At 65.5% G+C, this 19,176-nt stretch carries 21 protein-coding genes and 1 tRNA gene; 15 read left to right on the top strand and 7 right to left on the bottom strand.

Annotation, left to right across the window (positions count from 1 at the left end; all coding sequences use genetic code 11):
- Nucleotides 1–59 precede the first annotated feature (59 nt).
- The gene (locus tag AX703_RS12020; RefSeq protein WP_062344328.1) at nucleotides 60–1,346 is read right to left on the bottom strand and encodes a dicarboxylate/amino acid:cation symporter; all 1,287 of its coding nucleotides are present in this window, start codon (nucleotides 1,344–1,346) and stop codon (nucleotides 60–62) included.
- Between the two features lie 86 nt (nucleotides 1,347–1,432).
- On the opposite strand from AX703_RS12020, the gene glmM reads away from it, so the two are divergent.
- From glmM to thiD, 3 genes are read left to right on the top strand one after another with little or no spacing between them, the layout of a single operon-like run.
- Nucleotides 1,433–2,770: a phosphoglucosamine mutase gene (gene glmM, locus AX703_RS12015; RefSeq protein WP_062344326.1), complete on the top strand. Its 1,338-nt coding sequence runs from the start codon at nucleotides 1,433–1,435 to the stop codon at nucleotides 2,768–2,770.
- Nucleotides 2,770–2,994: a DUF1272 domain-containing protein gene (locus AX703_RS12010; RefSeq protein ID WP_039337056.1), complete on the top strand. Its 225-nt coding sequence runs from the start codon at nucleotides 2,770–2,772 to the stop codon at nucleotides 2,992–2,994. The genes glmM and AX703_RS12010 overlap by 1 nt, the downstream gene beginning before the upstream one ends.
- Nucleotides 2,991–3,737 (top strand): bifunctional hydroxymethylpyrimidine kinase/phosphomethylpyrimidine kinase, encoded by a 747-nt coding sequence (gene thiD / locus AX703_RS12005; RefSeq protein ID WP_062344324.1) that lies wholly within the window; start codon nucleotides 2,991–2,993, stop codon nucleotides 3,735–3,737. Before AX703_RS12010 ends, thiD begins: the two co-directional genes overlap by 4 nt.
- Here the strand turns inward: thiD and AX703_RS12000 are convergent.
- The 3 genes from AX703_RS12000 to AX703_RS11990 all read right to left on the bottom strand — a co-directional run bounded on the left by AX703_RS12000 (nucleotide 3,722) and on the right by AX703_RS11990 (nucleotide 5,769).
- A complete protein-coding gene (locus AX703_RS12000) occupies nucleotides 3,722–4,237 on the bottom strand; it encodes a GNAT family N-acetyltransferase (protein WP_062344322.1) in 516 nt (171 codons plus the stop codon). The two genes, thiD and AX703_RS12000, sit on opposite strands and share 16 nt — an antisense overlap.
- A gap of 3 nt (nucleotides 4,238–4,240) precedes the next feature.
- Nucleotides 4,241–5,119 (bottom strand): LOG family protein, encoded by an 879-nt coding sequence (locus AX703_RS11995; protein WP_039337048.1) that lies wholly within the window; start codon nucleotides 5,117–5,119, stop codon nucleotides 4,241–4,243.
- A 113-nt stretch (nucleotides 5,120–5,232) separates the two neighbouring features.
- Nucleotides 5,233–5,769: a hypothetical protein gene (locus tag AX703_RS11990; protein ID WP_062344320.1), complete on the bottom strand. Its 537-nt coding sequence runs from the start codon at nucleotides 5,767–5,769 to the stop codon at nucleotides 5,233–5,235.
- Between the two features lie 137 nt (nucleotides 5,770–5,906).
- Here AX703_RS11990 and AX703_RS26630 point away from each other — a divergent pair, with 137 nt between their 5' ends.
- Nucleotides 5,907–6,950: a transcriptional regulator gene (locus AX703_RS26630; protein WP_197423696.1), complete on the top strand. Its 1,044-nt coding sequence runs from the start codon at nucleotides 5,907–5,909 to the stop codon at nucleotides 6,948–6,950.
- On the opposite strand, the gene AX703_RS11980 is transcribed toward AX703_RS26630, so the two are convergent.
- Nucleotides 6,919–6,992, bottom strand: a tRNA-Gln gene (locus AX703_RS11980). The two genes, AX703_RS26630 and AX703_RS11980, sit on opposite strands and share 32 nt — an antisense overlap.
- Before the next feature lie 158 nt (nucleotides 6,993–7,150).
- On the opposite strand from AX703_RS11980, the gene AX703_RS11975 reads away from it, so the two are divergent.
- From AX703_RS11975 to AX703_RS11965, 3 genes are all read left to right on the top strand, one after another.
- Complete coding sequence (locus AX703_RS11975) at nucleotides 7,151–8,467, top strand: Ppx/GppA phosphatase family protein (RefSeq protein ID WP_062344317.1); 1,317 nt, start codon at nucleotides 7,151–7,153, stop codon at nucleotides 8,465–8,467.
- Nucleotides 8,464–9,153 (top strand): RlmE family RNA methyltransferase, encoded by a 690-nt coding sequence (locus tag AX703_RS11970; RefSeq protein WP_062344314.1) that lies wholly within the window; start codon nucleotides 8,464–8,466, stop codon nucleotides 9,151–9,153. Before AX703_RS11975 ends, AX703_RS11970 begins: the two co-directional genes overlap by 4 nt.
- A 99-nt stretch (nucleotides 9,154–9,252) precedes the next feature.
- On the top strand, nucleotides 9,253–9,693 hold the full coding sequence (locus tag AX703_RS11965) for a surface-adhesin E family protein (RefSeq protein WP_062344312.1): 441 nt from the start codon (nucleotides 9,253–9,255) through the stop codon (nucleotides 9,691–9,693).
- Between the two features lie 3 nt (nucleotides 9,694–9,696).
- On the opposite strand, the gene AX703_RS11960 is transcribed toward AX703_RS11965, so the two are convergent.
- Together AX703_RS11960 and AX703_RS28900 are read right to left on the bottom strand one after the other, a co-directional pair.
- Nucleotides 9,697–10,056: a hypothetical protein gene (locus AX703_RS11960; protein WP_062344310.1), complete on the bottom strand. Its 360-nt coding sequence runs from the start codon at nucleotides 10,054–10,056 to the stop codon at nucleotides 9,697–9,699.
- A 120-nt stretch (nucleotides 10,057–10,176) separates the two neighbouring features.
- Nucleotides 10,177–11,079, bottom strand: a complete 903-nt coding sequence (locus AX703_RS28900; RefSeq protein ID WP_082734555.1) for a cytochrome c family protein — start codon at nucleotides 11,077–11,079, stop codon at nucleotides 10,177–10,179.
- Nucleotides 11,080–11,235: 156 nt separating this feature from the next.
- Between AX703_RS28900 and AX703_RS11950 the strand changes: the two genes are divergently transcribed.
- From AX703_RS11950 to AX703_RS11915, 8 genes are all read left to right on the top strand, one after another.
- Complete coding sequence (locus tag AX703_RS11950; RefSeq protein ID WP_062344308.1) at nucleotides 11,236–12,129, top strand: prephenate dehydratase; 894 nt, start codon at nucleotides 11,236–11,238, stop codon at nucleotides 12,127–12,129.
- A 63-nt stretch (nucleotides 12,130–12,192) separates the two neighbouring features.
- A complete protein-coding gene (locus tag AX703_RS11945; protein ID WP_062344306.1) occupies nucleotides 12,193–12,858 on the top strand; it encodes a DUF4129 domain-containing protein in 666 nt (221 codons plus the stop codon).
- Nucleotides 12,855–14,138 carry a DUF4350 domain-containing protein gene (locus AX703_RS11940; RefSeq protein ID WP_062344304.1) on the top strand — a complete coding sequence of 428 codons (1,284 nt, stop codon included), beginning with the start codon at nucleotides 12,855–12,857 and terminating at the stop codon, nucleotides 14,136–14,138. The genes AX703_RS11945 and AX703_RS11940 overlap by 4 nt, the downstream gene beginning before the upstream one ends.
- 17 nt (nucleotides 14,139–14,155) lie before the next feature.
- Nucleotides 14,156–15,112, top strand: coding sequence for a MoxR family ATPase (locus AX703_RS11935; protein WP_062344359.1), 957 nt, complete (start codon nucleotides 14,156–14,158; stop codon nucleotides 15,110–15,112).
- Nucleotides 15,109–16,437 carry a DUF58 domain-containing protein gene (locus AX703_RS11930; RefSeq protein ID WP_062344302.1) on the top strand — a complete coding sequence of 443 codons (1,329 nt, stop codon included), beginning with the start codon at nucleotides 15,109–15,111 and terminating at the stop codon, nucleotides 16,435–16,437. Before AX703_RS11935 ends, AX703_RS11930 begins: the two co-directional genes overlap by 4 nt.
- A complete protein-coding gene (locus tag AX703_RS11925) occupies nucleotides 16,434–17,501 on the top strand; it encodes a stage II sporulation protein M (RefSeq protein ID WP_062344300.1) in 1,068 nt (355 codons plus the stop codon). Before AX703_RS11930 ends, AX703_RS11925 begins: the two co-directional genes overlap by 4 nt.
- On the top strand, nucleotides 17,501–18,466 hold the full coding sequence (locus AX703_RS11920) for an RDD family protein (protein WP_062344298.1): 966 nt from the start codon (nucleotides 17,501–17,503) through the stop codon (nucleotides 18,464–18,466). Before AX703_RS11925 ends, AX703_RS11920 begins: the two co-directional genes overlap by 1 nt.
- Before the next feature lie 138 nt (nucleotides 18,467–18,604).
- Nucleotides 18,605–19,069 carry a GNAT family N-acetyltransferase gene (locus AX703_RS11915; RefSeq protein ID WP_062344296.1) on the top strand — a complete coding sequence of 155 codons (465 nt, stop codon included), beginning with the start codon at nucleotides 18,605–18,607 and terminating at the stop codon, nucleotides 19,067–19,069.
- Nucleotides 19,070–19,176 lie beyond the last annotated feature (107 nt).

Genomic DNA, 19,176 nt, shown 5'->3' with positions numbered 1-19,176 from the left:
GTTGGTTGCGAAGTCGTCCCGCCCCAAGGTCGTTGAAATTATCGAAACAGCAGTTGCACTTATCGCGCAGGTTCACCGTGTGCGCGGTCGACCGCCGCCGTCACCGCGACGTCCATCGTCACGTTGCCGAGCGTGCGCATGAGGTCGGGCAGGACTTCCACGGCAACCAGGATGGCGAGTGGCTCCACAGGTATGCCCATCGCGATGGAGATGGGGCCGATCGAGGTCACGAAGCTGATTGCGCCGGGCAGGCTGACCGCGCCCAGTGTCGTCAGCGTTGCCACCACGAAGCCCGCAACCAGCATCGAAGGCGTGATCGGCATGCCGAACCAATGCGCAACGTAGATGGCGACAGCGAAGTTCATCGCTGGCCCGGTCGCGCGGAACAGTGCCACGGCAAGTGGCATCACAAGGTCTGAAGTCTGGTCCCGAACGCCCAGCTTGCGGCAAACCGTCAACATTGCGGGAAGGGTTGCCAGTGAGGACTGCGTCGAAAGTGCCAGAGCCTGCGCCGGCAGCACAGCGCGGGCGAACTCGCCCAGCCGCAGACGCGCGCCGAACACGGCAACGGCATAGGCCATAAGGAAGATCACGGTGCCGGCCGACGTCACTACCACAACGTAATGCGCCAGCGCGCCGATGGCCGAAGTCCCGCTCTGCGCCGCAACCGAAAGGCTGAGGCAGAACACGCCGAGGGGAGCGGCCAGAAGCACCCAGCCGATCACCACCAGCATCGCATTGGCGACGGCCTCGAAGAATGTCGCGAGCGACCGCCGTTGCGTTTCGGCAAGGCGCGTGGCGGCAAGGCCGAACACAGCGGTAAACAGGATGACCGGCAGGATCTGGTCCGTGGCAGCCGATTGCAGCACGTTGGTCGGCACCAGCGATTGCAGGAAGGCGCCAAAGCCGGGCACGGTCGCCTTGTCGTGAATCTGCGCGACGCTGGCCCGCAAGGCTGCTGCGGCGGCGGTCGGCATCGGGAAGACGGAAAGGATCGCCGGGATCAGCAGTCCCGCCATTGCACTTCCGCCGGCTAAGATCGCAAAGAAGAACAGCAACGCCCGTCTAGCCAGCGCCCCCGCACGCGCTGCCGCGACCGTCTGAGCGATGCCGGTGAACAGCAGCGAAACCACGAGCGGCACGATCGTGGCGCGCAAGGCGTTCAGCCACAGCGTACCGACAGGCTGCGCCACGACCAGCACGGGATCAAGCAGCGCCGGGTCAAGAAACGCCAGGGAAAGGCCCAGCGCAAGCCCTCCGACAAGCGCGGCGAAGATCCAGCCTGCGCGGATCGCCGGGATCGGCGGTTGCGTGATGGACGAATTTTCAGAAGGCGGTAAGGTCATCTTGAGACAACTCTAGCTAGGTTGCACGGCAAGGCAACGCATGCCGCCCGGGATCGGGCGCACGAAAAAGAGGGAAACGCCGTTTCATGGCACGCAAGTTCTTCGGCACCGATGGCATCCGGGGCCGGACCAACGCCGGAGTGATGACTGCCGCGACCGCGATGAAGGTCGGGCAGGCGGCAGGCACGTACTTCCAGCGCGGCGACCACCGCCATCGCGTCGTGATCGGCAAGGACACGCGCCTGTCCGGCTACATGATGGAAAGCGCAATGGTCGCCGGGTTCACTTCGGTTGGCATGGATGTCGTCCTGCTCGGACCGATGCCGACGCCCGCAGTCGCCATGCTCACCCGCTCGATGCGGGCGGACCTTGGCGTGATGATCTCGGCCAGCCACAATCCGTTCGAGGACAACGGCATCAAGCTGTTCGGGCCGGACGGCTTCAAGCTTTCGGACGATGCGGAACTCAGCATCGAAGCCATGCTGGCCCAGGATCTTGCCCTCGCCGACGCCTCTCAAGTCGGGCGCGCCCGCCGGATCGAGGATGCGCGCGGCCGCTATATCCATGCGGTAAAGGCCAGCTTGCCCGACAATGTGCGGCTCGACGGCCTGCGCATCGTGATCGATTGCGCGAACGGTGCGGCCTATCACGTCACGCCCTCGGCGCTGTGGGAACTGGGGGCCGAAGTGATCGCCATGGGCGTCGAGCCGAACGGCAAGAATATCAATGCAGGCGTCGGCTCCACCCATCTTGATGCGATCAAGGCCAAGGTCCGCGAAGTGCGGGCCGATATCGGCATTGCCCTCGACGGCGACGCCGATCGCCTGATCGTGGTCGACGAGAAAAGCCAGACGGTCGACGGCGACCAGATCATGGCACTGATCGGCACCCAGCTTGCCGCGCGTGGAGAGCTGCGCGGCGGCGGCGTGGTGGCCACTGTCATGTCCAACCTCGGCCTCGAACGCTGCCTCAATGGCAAGGGCCTGACACTCGAACGCACCGCAGTGGGGGACCGCTACGTGCTCGAACGCATGCGCGAAGGCGGGTTCAATGTCGGTGGCGAGCAGTCCGGCCACATGATCCTGACCGATCACGCCACCACTGGTGACGGCACGGTCGCGGCCCTGCAGGTGCTGGCCGCGCTGGTGGAAAGCGGCAAGCCGGCCAGCGAGCTGCTGCATCAGTTCGACCCGGTCCCGCAATTGCTGAAGAACGTGCGCTTTGCTGGCGGCAAGCCCTTGGACGACAAGACGGTGAAGCAGGCGATCGCTGATGCCGAGGCGCGCCTGATCGGCAAGGGCCGCCTCGTCATCCGTCCATCGGGCACCGAACCGGTCATTCGCGTGATGGCCGAGGGCGACGACGCCGGCGAAGTCGAGGCCGTGGTCGACCAGATCTGCGATGCCGTCAGGAAGGCTGCCTGATGCTCGAAATGCGCCCCGATTGCGAACGCTGCGGCGCGGATCTTCCGGCCGAAGCCCCCGGCGCCTTCATCTGCTCGTTCGAATGCACGTGGTGCGCCGAATGCGCCGAAGAGCTCGACGATCGCTGCCCCAACTGCGGCGGTGAACTTATGGACCGCCCGACGCGGGCGAAGGCGCTCCACGCCAAGCACCCGCCATCAACGGAGCGCAAGTTCAAGGGATGAAGCCCCCTCGCGTCCTGTCGATCGCAGGCTCGGATTCCGGCGGCGGCGCCGGCATCCAGGCCGACATCAAGACGATCACCATGCTTGGTGGCTATGCGATGACCGCGATCTGCGCCCTGACCGCGCAGGACACCACCGGCGTCCATGCCGTCCTCCCGGTCGATCCCGCCATGGTCGCCGCGCAGATCGACGCCTGCCTCAACGATCTGGGCGTAGATGCGGTGAAGATCGGCATGCTCGGCTCACCCCAGATTGCGACCGTGGTAGCAGACCGGCTCGAATGCCTGTCCGTGCCCATCGTGTTTGACCCCGTGATGATCTCCACCAGCGGTGCAGCGCTCGCTGACGCAGCTACAATTGCTGCCTTCGAACGACTGATGGCGCTCGCCACGCTGACAACGCCGAACGTACCTGAGCTCGCAGCGCTTGGTGGCGATGCCGCGATGCAGGGGCGGGGCATTGCCTATATCGCCAAGGGCGGGGACGCCGACGGTCCCGAAGTGATCGACCGCCTGGTCATTCCAGGGCAGTCCGAGCGCGTCTGGACCGCACCGCGCATCGAGACGCGCCACACCCACGGCACCGGCTGCACGATGTCGAGCGCCATCGCCACGCTGCTCGCCAGCGGCGCGTCGCTCGAAGAGGCGGTGGAAGACGCCAGAGAATTCGTCCGCGCTGCCCTGCTGGCCGCGCCCGGCTTCGGCGCTGGCCACGGCCCGCTCGGCCATCAGGCGGTGCGCTGATCCCAATCCTCGCGCGTTAGCGCGAAGTAGACGCTGTCGCACCACTCCTCGCCGACCAGCCACGTCCGCGCCGCGCGGTGTGTCTCGGCAAAACCGAGCCGTTCGAGCAGCCGGATGGAAGCCTTGTTGCGCGGATCGACGTCGGCAAGGATGCGCGGCAGGTGATGGACGGTAAAGCCGCGCGCGATAACCATGCCCACCGCCTCACGTGCGAAGCCCTGCCCCCAGACGTCCGGGTCGAACATGTAGCCGAGTTCGGGGAAGCGGTAGAATCCCGCCTTGCCGATGACGCGGCCCTGATGCTCGACGATGAAATCCTCACCCTCCAGGTCAGGGATGTCCGCCATGTTGCCAAGCCATTCCGCTGTCACGGCCTCGCTGTCGTGCGGCGGTGTGGACCAGTAGGCCATGGCACGCGGCTGCCGCATGATCGCGTGCATCGCCGCAAGGTCCTCCTGCGGGCGCACCGGTCGCAACAGCAGCCGCGCGGTCCGGATCATCGGTCAGCAGTCCAGATCGTAGAACTTGACGATGTGGTCCCAGGCTTCCTCGGCTGTCTCCACCGGAATGAACAGCTCCAGGTCCTCGAAGTTGATCACGCCTTCCTCGGCAAGCGCACGGAAGTTCACCACGCGGTTCCAGTAATCACCGCCGAACAGCAGGATCGGGATCGGCTTCATCTTGCCGGTCTGGATCAGGGTCAGCAGTTCGAAGAACTCATCGAAAGTGCCGAAGCCTCCCGGGAACACCGCCACCGCCCGCGCCCGCAGCAGGAAGTGCATCTTCCGCAGCGCGAAGTAGTGGAACTGGAACGAGAGGTGCGGCGTGACATAGCTGTTCGGTGCCTGCTCGTGCGGCAGGACGATGTTCAGCCCGATCGATTCGGCGCCAGCATCGTGCGCCCCGCGATTGGCCGCTTCCATGATCGATGGCCCGCCGCCCGAGCAGATCACGAACTGGCGCTTGCCGTCTTCCACCAGCCCGCACTTGCTGGCGGTGAAGGCCAGCTTGCGCGCTTCTTCGTAGTACTTGGCCTTGGCAACAAGGCTCTCGATCACCGCCTTGCGCTCGGGCGTGGTCGCCGTCGCGAGCGCCGCTTCGACCATGTCGGGCGAAGGGATGCGCGCAGACCCATAGACAACCAGCGTCGATCCGATGTCCGCTTCGTCGAGCAGCATCTCGGTCTTGAGCAGTTCCAGCTGGAACCGCACCGGTCGCAATTCCTCGCGCAGGAGGAAGTCGGTGTCACGGAAGGCCAGCCGGTAGGCCGGGTCCTGCTGCTGGGGGGTGGTCTTGGGGTGGTTCTCGACGAAACCGGCTTCCTGCTCGGCCTTGTAGAACTTGCGCTTGGTCAGCTCGTGCTGCTTTTCTTCTTCAGTCATGCCTGCATAGGTCGGTCACCATGCCGGAAAGCGCAACCCCCGAACCGTGCAAGGAAAGATTGCCGCACACGCCGGTGCGCGCTGGTGGGCCCCGCAAGCTGTATGCGGCGGTGCTAGGCCAGTTCAGCGCGGAGATGGCACCAGGCGACTGCAAGCCACAGCAAGGCAAAGAACGTCAGGACGCCCCATTCGACAGCGTGCCCCGGCATCTGGTTGAGGGCGACGACACCGGCGGCATACTGGCCTGCGGCGAGGCACAACGCTATCCAGCGCATGGCGCGGGGGCGGAACCGACAAGCCACCGCCACCGCCATCCCGACAACAACCATGAGGAAGAAGAGCGTGTTGACGGAATTGTCGTCGCCAATGATGCCAACGGCAGCGTTTGACCAGACGGTAAGGAAGGCTGCAACACCGGCGAGGATGTAACCCGCGCGCTGTGTTCCTGCCTGAGCATATCTGGCCGCAAGTTCGCATACGGCGCCGATGAAGCCTAGCAGCACTGCGGCGAACACGAAGTCCCCGGCAGTCCAATTCACCTCCGGGGTCAGCTGCATCGCAAGGGCGGGAAGCAGGAGCAGTGCCAGGAGGCTGCCCCATCCGGCAATTCGCCAGCCATTGGCAGTCTTCGAAGTGTGGGCGTTGGTCATGCTCGAGCCTCCTTGCGCATTTATGGCGGCGATTGATGCAGCGGCGCGGTCTGAGAGGCATGAGGAAAAAATGAGCAATTGCTGAAAACGCGCCAAGCGCTTGCCAATGCCCCGGTATGGCAGCAGACCCGGAGGAAATGGGAAGACACGCACAGATTCTGCGCTTCGGGGACTTCGAGCTCGACTGCGAGAACCGGCAGTTGCTGCAACACGGAAAACCGATCGAGCTCGGCAGCCGCTACTTCGATGCGCTCGCGCTGCTGGTCGCGCGGCGGGGCGAACTGGTGAGCAAGGACAGCTTCATGGACGAGGTCTGGCAGGGCATCCCGGTTACAGACGAGGCGCTGACACAGTGTATCCGCACCCTTCGCCGTGCGCTGGGAGACAATGCGGCCAATCCCCGCTTCATTCAGACAGTGCCGAAACACGGCTACCGCTTCATTGCTGCGATGCCGCAGCAAGCGGATGCTGCCGAACCAATGGCGCGAGCGTCGCGTATCGCCGCGGCCTGCACTTTGTCGGGACTCGTGGCCGGAGCCGCCGCCGGGCTGTGCTATGGCATCATCGCGGGGACTGGCGGTGGCGGTCAGGTGCTTGTTCTGTCCGCGATGGTCGGTGTCCTCGGTCTTCTCGCCGGTGCAGGTCTGGGCGCGGGAATGGCTGCCACCGTCGCTTGGCGCCAGAATGCCGATTGGTGGATCGTTGCCGGCGCCGCACTGGGCGGCCTCGCGACTGGCGCTCTGGGCAACCTCTTGGGCCGGGAAGGCGTGGGGTTGCTGTCCGGCGTATCGGACCTTTACGTCACCGGACCTTTTGAGGGCGCAATTCTTGGCTCTGCGGCAGGTCTGGCCTCGTGGGCCGCGTGCACCGGCCAAAGCCGACGTGTCGTGCTTGCCGCCGCACTGTGCGCGGGAGGGACGGCGGGCCTCCTGATCTACCTTTCCGGCGGAGTTCTGCTGGCAGGCTCACTCCAGGCTCTCGAGCTGGGAGTTGCGGGCATGCAGCTCGATGTCGACAGGATTGGCAAACTGCTTGGCGAACAGGGGCTTACAACGACTGCACGGGGGCTCACCGCGGTCATCGAGGCACAGGTTTTCGTCCTGGCGATCACCTGGGGGCTGCTCATGGCAGGCAGAAAATCTGGAAAGCTGGATGCCCCGCGAGGATTCGAACCTCGATAGACGGAATCAGAATCCGTAGTCTTACCATTAGACGACGGGGCAGTGTGAGGCGCGCAACTAGGGGGCGAGTGCGCCCAAGTCAAGCGGTCAATGGGCATTTTTGGTGCCGGTCTTGCGGGCGGGGCGGCACATCGCTAGCATTGGCATCAAGTACCCGGCCTGCATCAGGCGGCGCGGGAAAACATAAGCGAATACGATTCATGGCGGGTTCCATTCCGCCGGCAAATGGGCAAGGCGCGCGACCGGACGGCCAGCCGGCCAACGGCAAGACGGCAGGCGGCAAGAAGGGGCAAAGGAAGAAGCCCCGTCGGCCACGCGGCAAGACCGGGAGCAGTGTCCCACCCAAGTCGGCCGGCAAGACCAGTCCGCCCGCAGCACGCGGTGGCGGCACGCACGAGGCTATCGCCGCGGCAACTCCGGCTGTGGTGGCGGAATCTCCCGCACCGCCCGCGTTTGAGCGTGCAAGCACTTGGCAGAAGGGTGCAAGCACCTGGCAGAAACCGCTGCCCCATCACCGCCAGGCCTATGCCGCGATCGACCTTGGCACGAATAACTGCCGCCTCCTGATCGCAAGGCCCTCGGGCGAGCATTTCGTGGTGATCGACGCCTTCAGCCGCGTGGTCCGCCTGGGCGAGGGACTGGCCCAGACCGGGCGCCTTTCCGACGAGGCCATGGACCGCGCGCTTGGCGCCCTGCACGTCTGTGCCGACAAGCTGCGCAAGCGCAACGTGCATCTTGCCCGCTCGGTCGCCACCGAAGCCTGCCGCCGTGCGAGCAACGGCCAGGCATTCATCGATCGCGTTCGCAACGAAACCGGCATCCACCTGAATATCATCACCGCGCAGGAAGAGGCACGCCTCGCCGTGCTCGGCTGCCACATTCTGCTCGAACAGGGTAACGGCCCGGCGATGATCTTCGACATCGGCGGCGGGTCGACGGAGATGGTGCTGGTGGAAACCGGCGAAACCGTGCCCCGGATCCTCGATTGGCAGTCGGTGCCATGGGGCGTCGTCTCTTTGACCGAGAGCATCGGCGCGATTGCCGACGATCCGCATGCCCGCGCGGTCGCCTATGCCGAGATGCGCCGACGTGTGGACGAAGGTTTTTCCGATTTCACCGCCCGCGTAACGCCGATCCGGCACGCAGCGCAGGGCGAGCGCAGCATCCGCCTGCTGGGCACCAGCGGCACCGTCACCACGCTGGCATCACTCCATCTCGAACTGCCACAATATGATCGCCGCGCAGTTGACGGCCTGATCGTGCCGGCCGATTCCATGCGCGACATCTCGCGCCGTCTGTCAACGATGACCCCGGCGGAGCGCATTGCCGTGCCCTGCATCGGGCGCGAACGCTCGGACCTCGTCGTTGCCGGGTGCGCCATCCTCGAATCGATCCTCGACATCTGGCCGGCAGAGCGCCTTGGCATTGCCGATCGCGGCATTCGCGAAGGCATCCTGCGCAGCCTCATGGCCACCGGCGCCGATCCGCGCGGGCCCAGGAAAACGGAAGCAGCATGAGTCGTTCCGGAAAGAATCCCAACGAACGGCTCAAGAGCGCCAAGGGCCGCTCGGCCTCATCGGTGCGCTGGCTGTCGCGCCAGCTCAACGACCCTTACGTGAAGCAGGCCAAGGCCGAAGGCTGGCGCAGCCGCGCGGCATTCAAGCTGATCGATCTCGATGAGAAGTTCGGCCTGCTCAAAGGCTCGAAGCGTGTCGTCGATCTCGGCATCGCGCCTGGCGGGTGGAGCCAGGTCGTGCGCAAGAAATCGCCGGCGGCAAAGATCGTTGGCATCGATCTCCTGCCCACGGATCCGATCGAGGGCGTGACCATCTTCCAGATGGACTTCATGGCCGATGAGGCGCCGGAAGCTCTGCAAGGTGCGCTGGATGGTCCCCCAGATCTCGTGATCTCCGACATGGCCGCCAACACCGTTGGCCACAAGCAGACCGACCACCTGCGCACGATGGGCCTGGTCGAGACGGCTGTAGACTTTGCCGTCCAGACCCTGGCCCCCGGCGGGGCGTTCGTCGCCAAGGTCTTTGCCGGCGGCACCGATGGCGAACTCCTCAAGATCCTCAAGAAGAACTTCACGACCGTAAAGCACGCCAAGCCCCCCTCGAGCCGCAAGGATTCCTCGGAGTGGTACGTGATTGCCCAAGGGTTCAAGGGCCGTGCGGGCGAGCCTGCGTTAACCGACAACTAGCCTGCTGTCGCATCGCGGGACTCAGGACAAACCCCTAGCTGGGCGCGCCTGGCGGGCATGGTTATCAGCACCTTAACCGAAGCACTCCGGAGCCACCCGATGACCTCCATCCGCAGCCTGCTGCTCCCTCTCGCCTTCCTCGGCTTCTCCGGCGGGGCAATGGCAGAAGACATTGCAGCAAGAGGATGGTCTGCCGACTGGAAGGTCATCGGCGTGGCCGAGGACCGCACCGAAGTGCTCGTGCGTCCCGAATCAGTCCGCGAACTGCCGCCCAGTCCGGCTCGTAGCTTTGCTGTCCGTCAGGTCTGGGCAGGTTTCGACTTTGCCCCCGCCGCGAGCTTGGCCACCGGGCGCAAGATCATCCTGTTCCGCTATGACTGCGCCGCGAAGCGCGTGCTCATTGCCGCGGCAACGGACTACGCGACGTCCGGCGAGATCCTGTCCCGCAACGCCGTTGCCGCCGACAGTGCCGATCAGTACGCCCCGGTTGAGCCAGAGACGCTAAATGCAGCGATCATGGCCGAGGCCTGCCACCTCTGACGATCAGCGCCTCGCGTTCCAGTTGAACAGGAAGCTGCGATGCTCCGCCCAGGTCTGGCCCTCTATGTGATCGCCCACCAGGCACGCCGCCGTGTGATAGGGCCCGGCGCCATCGGTGGTGCGAAAGCTCACGCAAGTCCGCGCGCGGTCGGTCTTCCAGCGTCCTGCCAGTATTTCGCTCTCGTAGAAGCTGCCCTTGACCGTGCCATCGGCCTGCAGCTGTAGCACCATCGGTTTTGTGTAAGGCTCGTCCGGCTTGGCTGACAAATCAACGGTCCAGTTGCCCTGCATGGCGGCGGGAGGTTCCGCCGCACCGGCCGGAGTCATGACGAGCAGAAGCGGCAATGCAGTAAACAGGCGCATCTGTTTCTCCTAAAGCGCAACTCTGCGCGGCTCATGCGCAAACGCAATAGGTACCGAAGACATCAAAAGGGCGCCCGGATCGCTCCGGACGCCCTTTTGAATTTCTTCTGAAAGCGAAGTTTACTTCTTCGACTTCAGGTAGGCGATCACGTCCGCACGCTGCTGATCGTCAGCAATGCCGGCGAAGGTCATCTTGGTGCCAGCGGCAAAGGCCTTGGGATTCTTCAGCCAGGCATCGAGCGTGGTATCGTCCCATGTGCCGCCCTTGCCCTTGAGCGCGTCGGAGAAGGCATAACCGCCGCGATCGCCAGCCACGGCCTCACCATGAACGCCGAACAGGTTGGGACCAATGCCGTTGGCACCGCCCTGATCGATGGTGTGGCAAGCCTTGCACTTGGCAAAGACTGCCTCGCCCTTGGCGGCATCGCCAACCAGAGCAACGGCAGCACCTTCGGCAGGCGCAGCACCAGCTGCCGGAACGGCTTCAGGCGCAGGCAGCGGCAGGTTCGAGCCGAGCGAGTTGAGATAGAGAATCACGTTGGCGCGGTCTTCACCCTTGGGCAGACCGGCGAATGACATCTTGGTGCCGGCGGCAAAGGCCTTGGGGTTCTTCAACCAGGCATCAAGCGTGGCGAAATCCCAGTTGCCGCCCTTGGCAGCGAGATCAGCCGAATAGGCAAAGCCCCCAGCATGCTTGCCGACCGGCTTGCCGACGATGCCATAGAGGTTCGGACCGATGCCATTGGCGCCGCCCTGCTCGGCGGTGTGGCAGGCCTTGCACTTGGCAAAAACGGCTTCGCCCTTGGCAACGTCACCAGCAGCGAGGAGATTCGCCAGCGGCAGCTCAGCCGCCCCGCCACCCTCGGCACCTTCTTCGACGACGCCCTCGATCGCGTAGCCCATCTTTTCCGGACGGTGCTCCTTGTCGGCCAGGAAGTAGTGCGCCGACAGGCTGGAGAGCCCCAGAGCCACGATGCCCCCGAACAAGGTCCATCCGGCGATGGTATTGAAACGATCGTCCATTTACGAGCCCCATAGGCGCAACGTCAGCACCTTGCCGACACCCGCGCGAGTTCGGGGTCCCTCTAGTCAGGGCCATGCGGCAGCGCAAGATGGTTTGCGCCGCAAATTCGATCTCCCTTGCCCGAAAGAACAGAGCGGCTTAACGCGCGAGCCATCATGCAGAGCTATCCCGCCCCCGCGCTCGCCCTTGTCGAGAACATGGCTGCCGCTGCAGCCGCCGATCCTGCGCGCGCCGTTTCGTTCCAGGGGGCGCCGGGCGCCAACTCCCACCGCGCCGCGCTCGAGGCCTTGCCCGATTGCCTGCCGCTGCCATGCTTCTCGTTCGAAGACGCGCTCGACGCGGTCAAGGAAGGCCGCGCGGCCCACGCGATCATCCCGATCGAGAATTCGCAGCACGGGCGCGTAGCCGACATCCACTTCCTGCTGCCCGAGAGCGGCCTTTCGATTGTCGGCGAACACTTCCTCGAGATCCATGCGAGCCTGATGGCGCTTGGCGATGGTCCGTTCACCGCCGCATACAGTCACCCGCAGGCGCTCGGCCAGTCGCGATTCTATCTGCGTGACCGCGGCATCGTGCCGATGAGCTATGCCGATACCGCCGGGGCCGCTGCCTATGTCGCCGAACTGGGCGATCCGACCGTGGCCGCACTTGCCCCGCGCATCGCCGCCGAACTCTATGGCCTGAAGGTGATCGAGGACAACGTCGAGGACGCGCACGACAACACCACCCGCTTCGTGATCCTGTCCAGGACCCCGCGCGATCCGGCCACCATCTCCGGCCCGGCGATGACCACGTTCGTATTCGAAGTGCGCAATATCCCGGCTGCGCTCTACAAGGCGCTGGGCGGCTTTGCGACAAACGGGGTCAACATGACCAAGCTGGAAAGCTACCAGCGCGGCGCGAGCTTTGCCGCGACCGAATTCTATGCCGATATCGTCGGCGCGCCGGGTGAACGCCCCGTCGATCTCGCGCTCGAAGAGCTCGATTTCTTTGCCAAGAACCTGCGAATACTTGGGACTTATCCCATGGAGCGCATTCGCGGCCAGTAATCAGGTCCGCTTGGCTCAAGACTTGCCCTTGCCCCGCCGCCTGCCGCGTGCAAGGTTGCGCGGGTGACGGCACCGGCTTCGGCAACAGTACCAGCAAATGATGCGGCCGCAGCCGAGGCTGCATGGCGCTCGATCCGCGAATCGGGCGATATCCAGTTCGCACCTGTCCCGCCCGATCCCGTGCCCGTCACGCCGGACTGGCTCAAGGCGCTTGGCCGCTTCCTCGAATGGCTTCTCTCACCGCTCGGACGCCTGCTCGGCGGCAGCTGGAGCGTGATCGAGATGCTGATGCTGGTCGGCGCAGGGCTCGGCGTGCTGTGGATCGCATGGAGCCTGCTCTGGCCGCTGTGGCGCGAACGTGGCACCCACCGGAGAGTGGCAGAGCCTGAATGGGCACCGCTGCGCGAAGAAGCGCTCGCCCTGCTCGAAGACGCTGACCGCCTTGCCGCGCAGGGCCTCTATGGCGAGGCCGCGCATCTCCTGCTCAAGCGCAGCGTTGGCCAGATCGCCCGCGCCCGGCCCGATTGGCTGGCCCCCTCCAGCACCGCGCGCGAAATCGGCACGATCACCGGGCTACCCGGAGAAGCGCGCGCCGCCTTCGGCACCATCGCCAGCCTGGTCGAGCGCGCCCGCTATGCCCTGCGGCCCCTTGGGGCAGACGAATGGAGCACGGCGCGCGAAGCCTATTCGCGCTTTGCCATCGCGCCGCTGACGGTCGCTGCACAATGAGCAATGCCGCACCAACCCCGTTCTCGCGCGGCACGCTGATCGGGATGCTGCTGGTCGGCGCGCTCGCCTTCGTCGCGCTGCTCTGGTTCCTTGGCAACGGCACCGGCGGCAACGGCAACAACGGCGGCGCGCTTGTCGGCGGGCAAGGCCTCAATGGCTATGCCGGCCTTGCGCGGATGCTCGAAGCCGAAGGCCTTGACGTCCAGCGCCAGCGCAACCGCCGCGCGCTGGAAAACGCACCGGGCCTGCTCATCCTCACCCCGCCAGCCGATGCCGATGGCAAGGAGATCGCCAGGATCGTCGATGCCCACCGCTACTGGGGCCCGACAATCGTCGTCACCCCCAAGTGGCTGGCAATGGGCGTCAACGCCAAGGCCGCCAAGCGCGGCTGGGTGCAGATGGTCGGCACGCAGGCGCCCGAATGGAAGGGCTTTGCCGACAACGTCACGGTCGAGATCGGCGATGAAGATTCGCCACCCGCGGGCGGCTGGAAGCTTGGTGACCGCCGCGGCAAGTTCCCTGACGATCGCCAGATCGAAACCGGTTCCGGCAAGGGCCTCGTCCCCCTTCTCACCACCGGCAACGGGAAGACGCTCGCGGCGTTTCTCGATGACGATGGCTACTATCCCGCGCTCAACAATTTCGCCGGGATCGACCCTGGCTACGGCGGCGATGATGAGGAGCTGTACCCTGTCGTCCTCGTGTTCGAGCCCGATCTGCTCGACAACTGGGGCTTGGCCGACCGCAACACCGCCATGCTTGCCCGCGATCTCGTGCTCGCCACGGCGGATGATCGCAGCCAACCAATCGTCTTCGACATGACCTTCAACGGCTTCGGCGCCAGCCGCAATCTGCTGACCCTCGCGTTCGAGCCACCATTCCTGGCCGCCACGATCTGCCTTTTCCTCGCCGCGCTGGCGATTGCCTGGCGCGCGCTCAACCGCTTCGGACCGGCGCTGGTGCAGGGGCAGGAAATCGCCTTTGGCAAGGCCGCTCTGGCCGCCAACGCTGCGGGGCTCATCCGCCGCGCCGGCCGCGTCCACCTCGCCGCCGCGCCCTATGCCGATGCCACGCGCGAACGCATTGCGCTGGCGCTGGGCCTGCCCAAGGGCCTCGACCCGCAGGAGACCGAGCGCCTGATCGACGCTGCGCAACTCCGCCGGGCCATCGCCGGCCCACCGTTTTCCCAGGCCGCGCGCCACTTGCGCGATGCCCGCAAGCCCCATGAACTGACGAAGCGCGCCCAAGTGCTGCAGCAGATAGAAAGGCACCTCAAGTGACCGAGACGACCTCCGAAATGTCCCTGACCGAGCTCGGCGCGCTATCCGGCCGGATCCGCGCCGAAGTCGGCAAGGCGATCGTGGGGCAGGAAGAGGTGCTCGATCACCTGCTCGTCGCGCTGTTCGCAGGCGGCCATGTCCTGCTCGAAGGCCCTCCCGGCACGGCCAAGACCTTCCTCGCACAGACCTTTGCCGCCGCTCTCGGCCTTGATTTCGGACGCATCCAGTTCACCCCCGATCTGATGCCCGGCGACATCCTCGGCTCCAACCTGTTCAATTTCCAGACCAGCCAGTTCACGCTCACGCGCGGCCCCATCTTCCACGAACTGCTGCTGGCCGACGAAATCAACCGCACCCCGCCCAAGACGCAGGCCGCCCTGCTCGAAGCCATGCAGGAGCGCCGCGTTACTCTCGACGGCGAGGTCCACGCCCTGTCCGAACGCTTTACCGTGGTCGCCACGCAGAACCCGATCGAAAGCCAAGGCGTCTACCCGCTGCCCGAAGCCCAGTTGGACCGCTTCCTGTTCAAGCTCCTCGTCGGCTATCCTTCCATCGAGGAGGAAGCCCGCATCGTCGCCCGCTACGGCGAAGGCAAGGGCGCACCCAAGCCTGCCGATCTCGGCGTCGTTTCCGTGACCACGGCGGCAGAGCTTGGCCGCGCACAGTCCGCCATCGCCTCGGTCACGCTCGCCGAATCGATTGTCGACTACATCGTGCGCCTGGTTCGCGCCACGCGCGAAAGTGGCGATCTGGTCGTCGGAGCCAGCCCCCGCGCCGCCGTGCTGCTGGCCGGGGCCGCCCGCGCACGCGCCGCGCTCGATGGTCGTGATTACGTCATCCCCGACGACGTCAAGGCGCTCGCCACTGCCGTCCTGCGCCATCGCCTGATGCTCAGCCCCGCTGCCGAGATCGAAGGCAAGCAGGTCGAGACTATCGTTGCTGCGCTGGTAGAAGGCACGGAAGCCCCCCGTTGATCAAGCCTGCCGCCATCCTGCCCTCGGGCCGTGCAGTCCTGCTCTTTGCAGGCCTCGCCCCGCTGGCCCTGGTCCTGGCCGCGGCCGCTCCTGCGGCCTGGATCGCCGCACCAGCGCTGGGCGGCGCACTGCTCGTGCTGATCCTGCTCGACGGCCTCTTCGCCGGCTCCCTCGAGGACGTGCAGATCCACGCGCCGTCCGATAGCGAGGTCGGCGAACCTGCCACTCTGACGGTGGTCGCCGCACTCGCCCGTGTCCGCAACGGCATCCGCCCCGACGCGGCAATCGCCTGCGACCCTCGCCTTGCCGAGGGGGGCCGTATTGCCCTGCCGCTCACCTTCGCGGACGGCGCATGGAGCGGCAGCACCACGATCGCCCCCACCCGGCGCGGCACCGGCCAGCTCACCCGCCTGTGGCTGCGCTGGAGCGGCCCGCTCGGCCTCGCCCACCGCCAGGCCACCCGCGATCTTGAGGCCGAAGTGCGGGTCTGGCCGAACATCGCCCCGGTACGCAGCCCGGCACTGCAGATATTCCTGCGCGATGCCCAGTTCGGCCTGATCGCGCGGCGTATCCGTGGCGAGGGCACTGAATTCGAAGCACTTGCCGAGTACGAACCGGGCATGGACCGCCGCCGGATCGACTGGAAAAGCTCGGCCCGCCACGCCCGCCTTTTCGCCAAGGAATACGAGGTCGAGCGCAACAACCAGATCGTCTTCGCGTTCGATTGCGGACAGGCGATGTGCGAGCCGATCAACGGCCTGCCCCGGATCGACCGCGCCGTCACCGCCGCACTCACCACCGCCTATGTCGCACTCAAGGCGCAAGATCGCGTCGCGCTGTTCGGCTTCGCTGCGCGCCCGGAGGTTGCCACCCCGTTTGTCACCGACAGCCGCGATTTCGCTCGCCTCCAGCGCGCCGCCGCCGGGCTCGACTACCATCCCGGCGAGCCCAACTTCACGCTCGCCCTGTCCACGCTCGCCGCACGGCTGCAGCGCCGTTCGCTGATCGTGCTGTTCTCTGATTTCTCCGACCCCACCAGCGCCGAGCTGATGGTCGAGAACGTGGGCCGACTGGTAGAGCGCCACCTCGTGCTGTTCGTGGTCATGGCCGATGCCGAACTCGCCGGCCTTGCAACCGCCACCGTCACCGACATGCAATCTGTCGCCGAAGCGGTCACCGCCACCACGCTTTCCAGACAGCGCGCAATCGTGCTCCAGCGCCTGCGCCACTTGGGCGTGCGCGTACTTGAAGCACCGCATGATCAGATCGGCACGCGGCTGCTCGATTCCTATCTCGCGATCAAGCGCGAGGGACGCATCGGATGAACACTGTCGCCACAGGAATTGCCCAGAAGATCGGCAACTGGTTCTCCCGGCCCACGGAGGCCGCTGTTGCGGCAGAACACGCCGCCCTGCGTTCCGATCGCTTCCGGCTTGAACGCGAGGCCGATTGGAAGCGCTTGGAAGCGGTGCTCAAACGCATGGAGGCCGGGCGCACGCGCGGCGTTTCGGATGAGGACTTGCTCGCCCTTCCGGCGCTCTATCGCACCGCCGCGTCCAGCCTTTCGATCGCGCGCGAAACCTCGTTGGACGCTGCGCTCGTCGCCTATCTCGAAGCGCTGACCCAGCGCGCCTGGTTCCTCGTCTATGGCCCGCGCGCCTCGTTGTGGTCATGGTTTCGCGGCTTCATCGGCGGCGGATGGAGCGCCAGCGTGCGCGGCCTCGGCATCGATCTGCTGATCGCGCTCGCATTGATGGTTGCGGGCACCGCGGTCGGCTGGCTGCTCGTGGCGTCGAATCCCGAATGGTATTATTCGCTGGTCCCTGGCGGCATGGCCGATGTCCGCGTGCCGGGGGCGAGTCGCGAAGTCTTGCACGGCACGCTGTTCGGCAACCAGGACCAGAGCGGGATGAGCGTGTTTGCCGCCGGCCTGTTCAGCAACAACGCGCAAGTCTCGATCATGTGCTTTGCGCTGGGCTTCGCCTTCGGGCTGCCGACCATGCTGTTGCTGGTTCACAACACGGCACTGCTTGGCGCGATGCTGTGGCTATATCATGGACAGGGTCTGCTGCTCGATTTTGTCGGGTGGCTCGCGATTCACGGCACGACAGAGCTGTTCGCGATCCTGCTGGCGGGCGCAGCCGGCATTCATATCGGACGCGCCATGGCCTTCCCCGGCAACATGTCGGTCATGGATGCCGCCGCCGCGGCCGGCCGCCGCGCCGCGCAGGTCATGACCGGCGTGGTCCTCATGCTGATCCTTGCCGCCCTGCTCGAAGGCTTCGGGCGTCAGCTCATAGACTCCACCCCATCGCGACTCACCGTGGGAGGCTTCATGCTGGTGCTGTGGAGCGGCTATTTCTTCGCCTTCCGGCGTGAGGCCCGCTGATGGCGATACGCCTGCCCTTCCGCCCTGACGCCAAGTCCGCGCCCCGTACTCCGCAGGCGCTTCAGGACCGCCGCCGCCGTATGGTCGTCACCCCTGAAGGCGTGGCGCTGCCATTCGTCCTGGCCTCGCGCGGAGCGCGCGCCGCTGCACTCTTCCTCGATCTGGCCATGATCGTCGGCGCGATCATCGGCGCCACGCTGCTCATTGCCTATGTCGCCAATGCAGTGGGCATCAACTTCAATGATGATGACAGCCCCGCCGGGCGCGCGGTGCAGGCGCTGGTAGTCGTCTGGATCATCGCGCTGTTCCTGTTTCGCAACGCCTGGTTCCTGTTCTTCGAACTCGGCCCGCGCGGCGCCACGCCGGGCAAGCGCATCACCGGCATCCGCGTCGCCGCCCGCGCGCGTGGCAAGGATGGCGCGCGGTTGACCACCGAAGCGGTTATCGCCCGCAACCTCGTGCGCGATATCGAACTGTTCATGCCTGCGATCTTCATCGTCGTTGCCTCGGTCGAAGGCGGCGATACCGAGATGGCGGCCTGGGCGGGCCTCGTCTGGTTCCTGCTCTTTGCGCTGTTTCCGTTCTTCAATCGCGACAGGCTCCGGTGCGGAGACCTGATCGCGGGAACCTGGGTGGTCGAAGCGCCCAAGCGCAAGCTGGAACAGGCGCTATCGGTTGGCGAGGGTGCGCGCGGCCTGTCGCAGGCCACTGGCGTGCAGTATCGCTTCAGCGACGCCGACCTTGCCGTTTATGGAGAATACGAACTGCAGGTGCTCGAGCGCGTGCTGCGAGAGAACCGCGAGGAAGCCCTGCGCGATGTGGCCCGCACGATCTGCGGCAAGATCGGCTGGAACGCAGGCGCGGGCGACGAGCGTGCCTTCCTCGAAGCCTATTACGCCCAGCTGCGTGCGCGCCTTGAAACCGGCATGCGCTTCGGGCGTCGCAAGGCCGACAAGCACACCTGAGCGCAAGCCCCCGACCTCCCGTCGCTGACCGGCGGCGGATGCGCTTGGGTTGGGCACCCCTTTCGCGGCTCTTCTCAAGCATTGCGAGATGGCGCCCATTCGTGCTCAACAGTCGATGTCACTGGAAGGGAGGGGCCCATGGACCGCATCACGATCCTCGAAGACGATCTTTCCGGAGAGGCAATCCGCGAGCTTGTCGCCTTCCACCTTTCGGGCATGCATGCCAACTCACCTGCCTGCAAGGTCCACGCCCTCCCGGTTGAAAAGCTGCGCCAACCCGGCGTCACCTTCTATTCGGCCTGGGTCGGGGATGTGCTGGCCGGGATGGGCGCGATCCGCGAACTCGATGCCACGCATGGCGAACTGAAGTCCATGCGCGTCGCAAGTGATTGGTTAGGAAAGAAAATTGGCGAAGCCGTGCTGCTTCACCTGCTTTCGGTTGCGCGGCAGCGCGGCTATGCCCGCTTCAGCCTCGAAACCGGCCAAGGCCCCGCCTTCGAACCGGCACTCGGGCTCTATCGCAAGCACGGCTTCGTCAATTGCGAGGCCTTTGCGGAATACGTGCTGGACGATTTCAGCCAGTGCCTGACGCTGCACATTTAACCTATTTGGAGTGTTTCCCCGGGGAAACACTCCAGCGTGGCGTTGTGGTTGAGTGGGGTTCAGAGCTTGCCGGTCAGTTCCGGGACGAGGGTGAAGAGGTCGCCGAC

It is taken from the genome of Novosphingobium sp. CCH12-A3, from assembly GCF_001556015.1.
Lineage (GTDB): Bacteria > Pseudomonadota > Alphaproteobacteria > Sphingomonadales > Sphingomonadaceae > Novosphingobium > Novosphingobium subterraneum.
The sequence above is the reverse complement of the archived record's forward strand: the minus strand, read 5'-3'. Positions and strand labels throughout refer to the sequence as shown.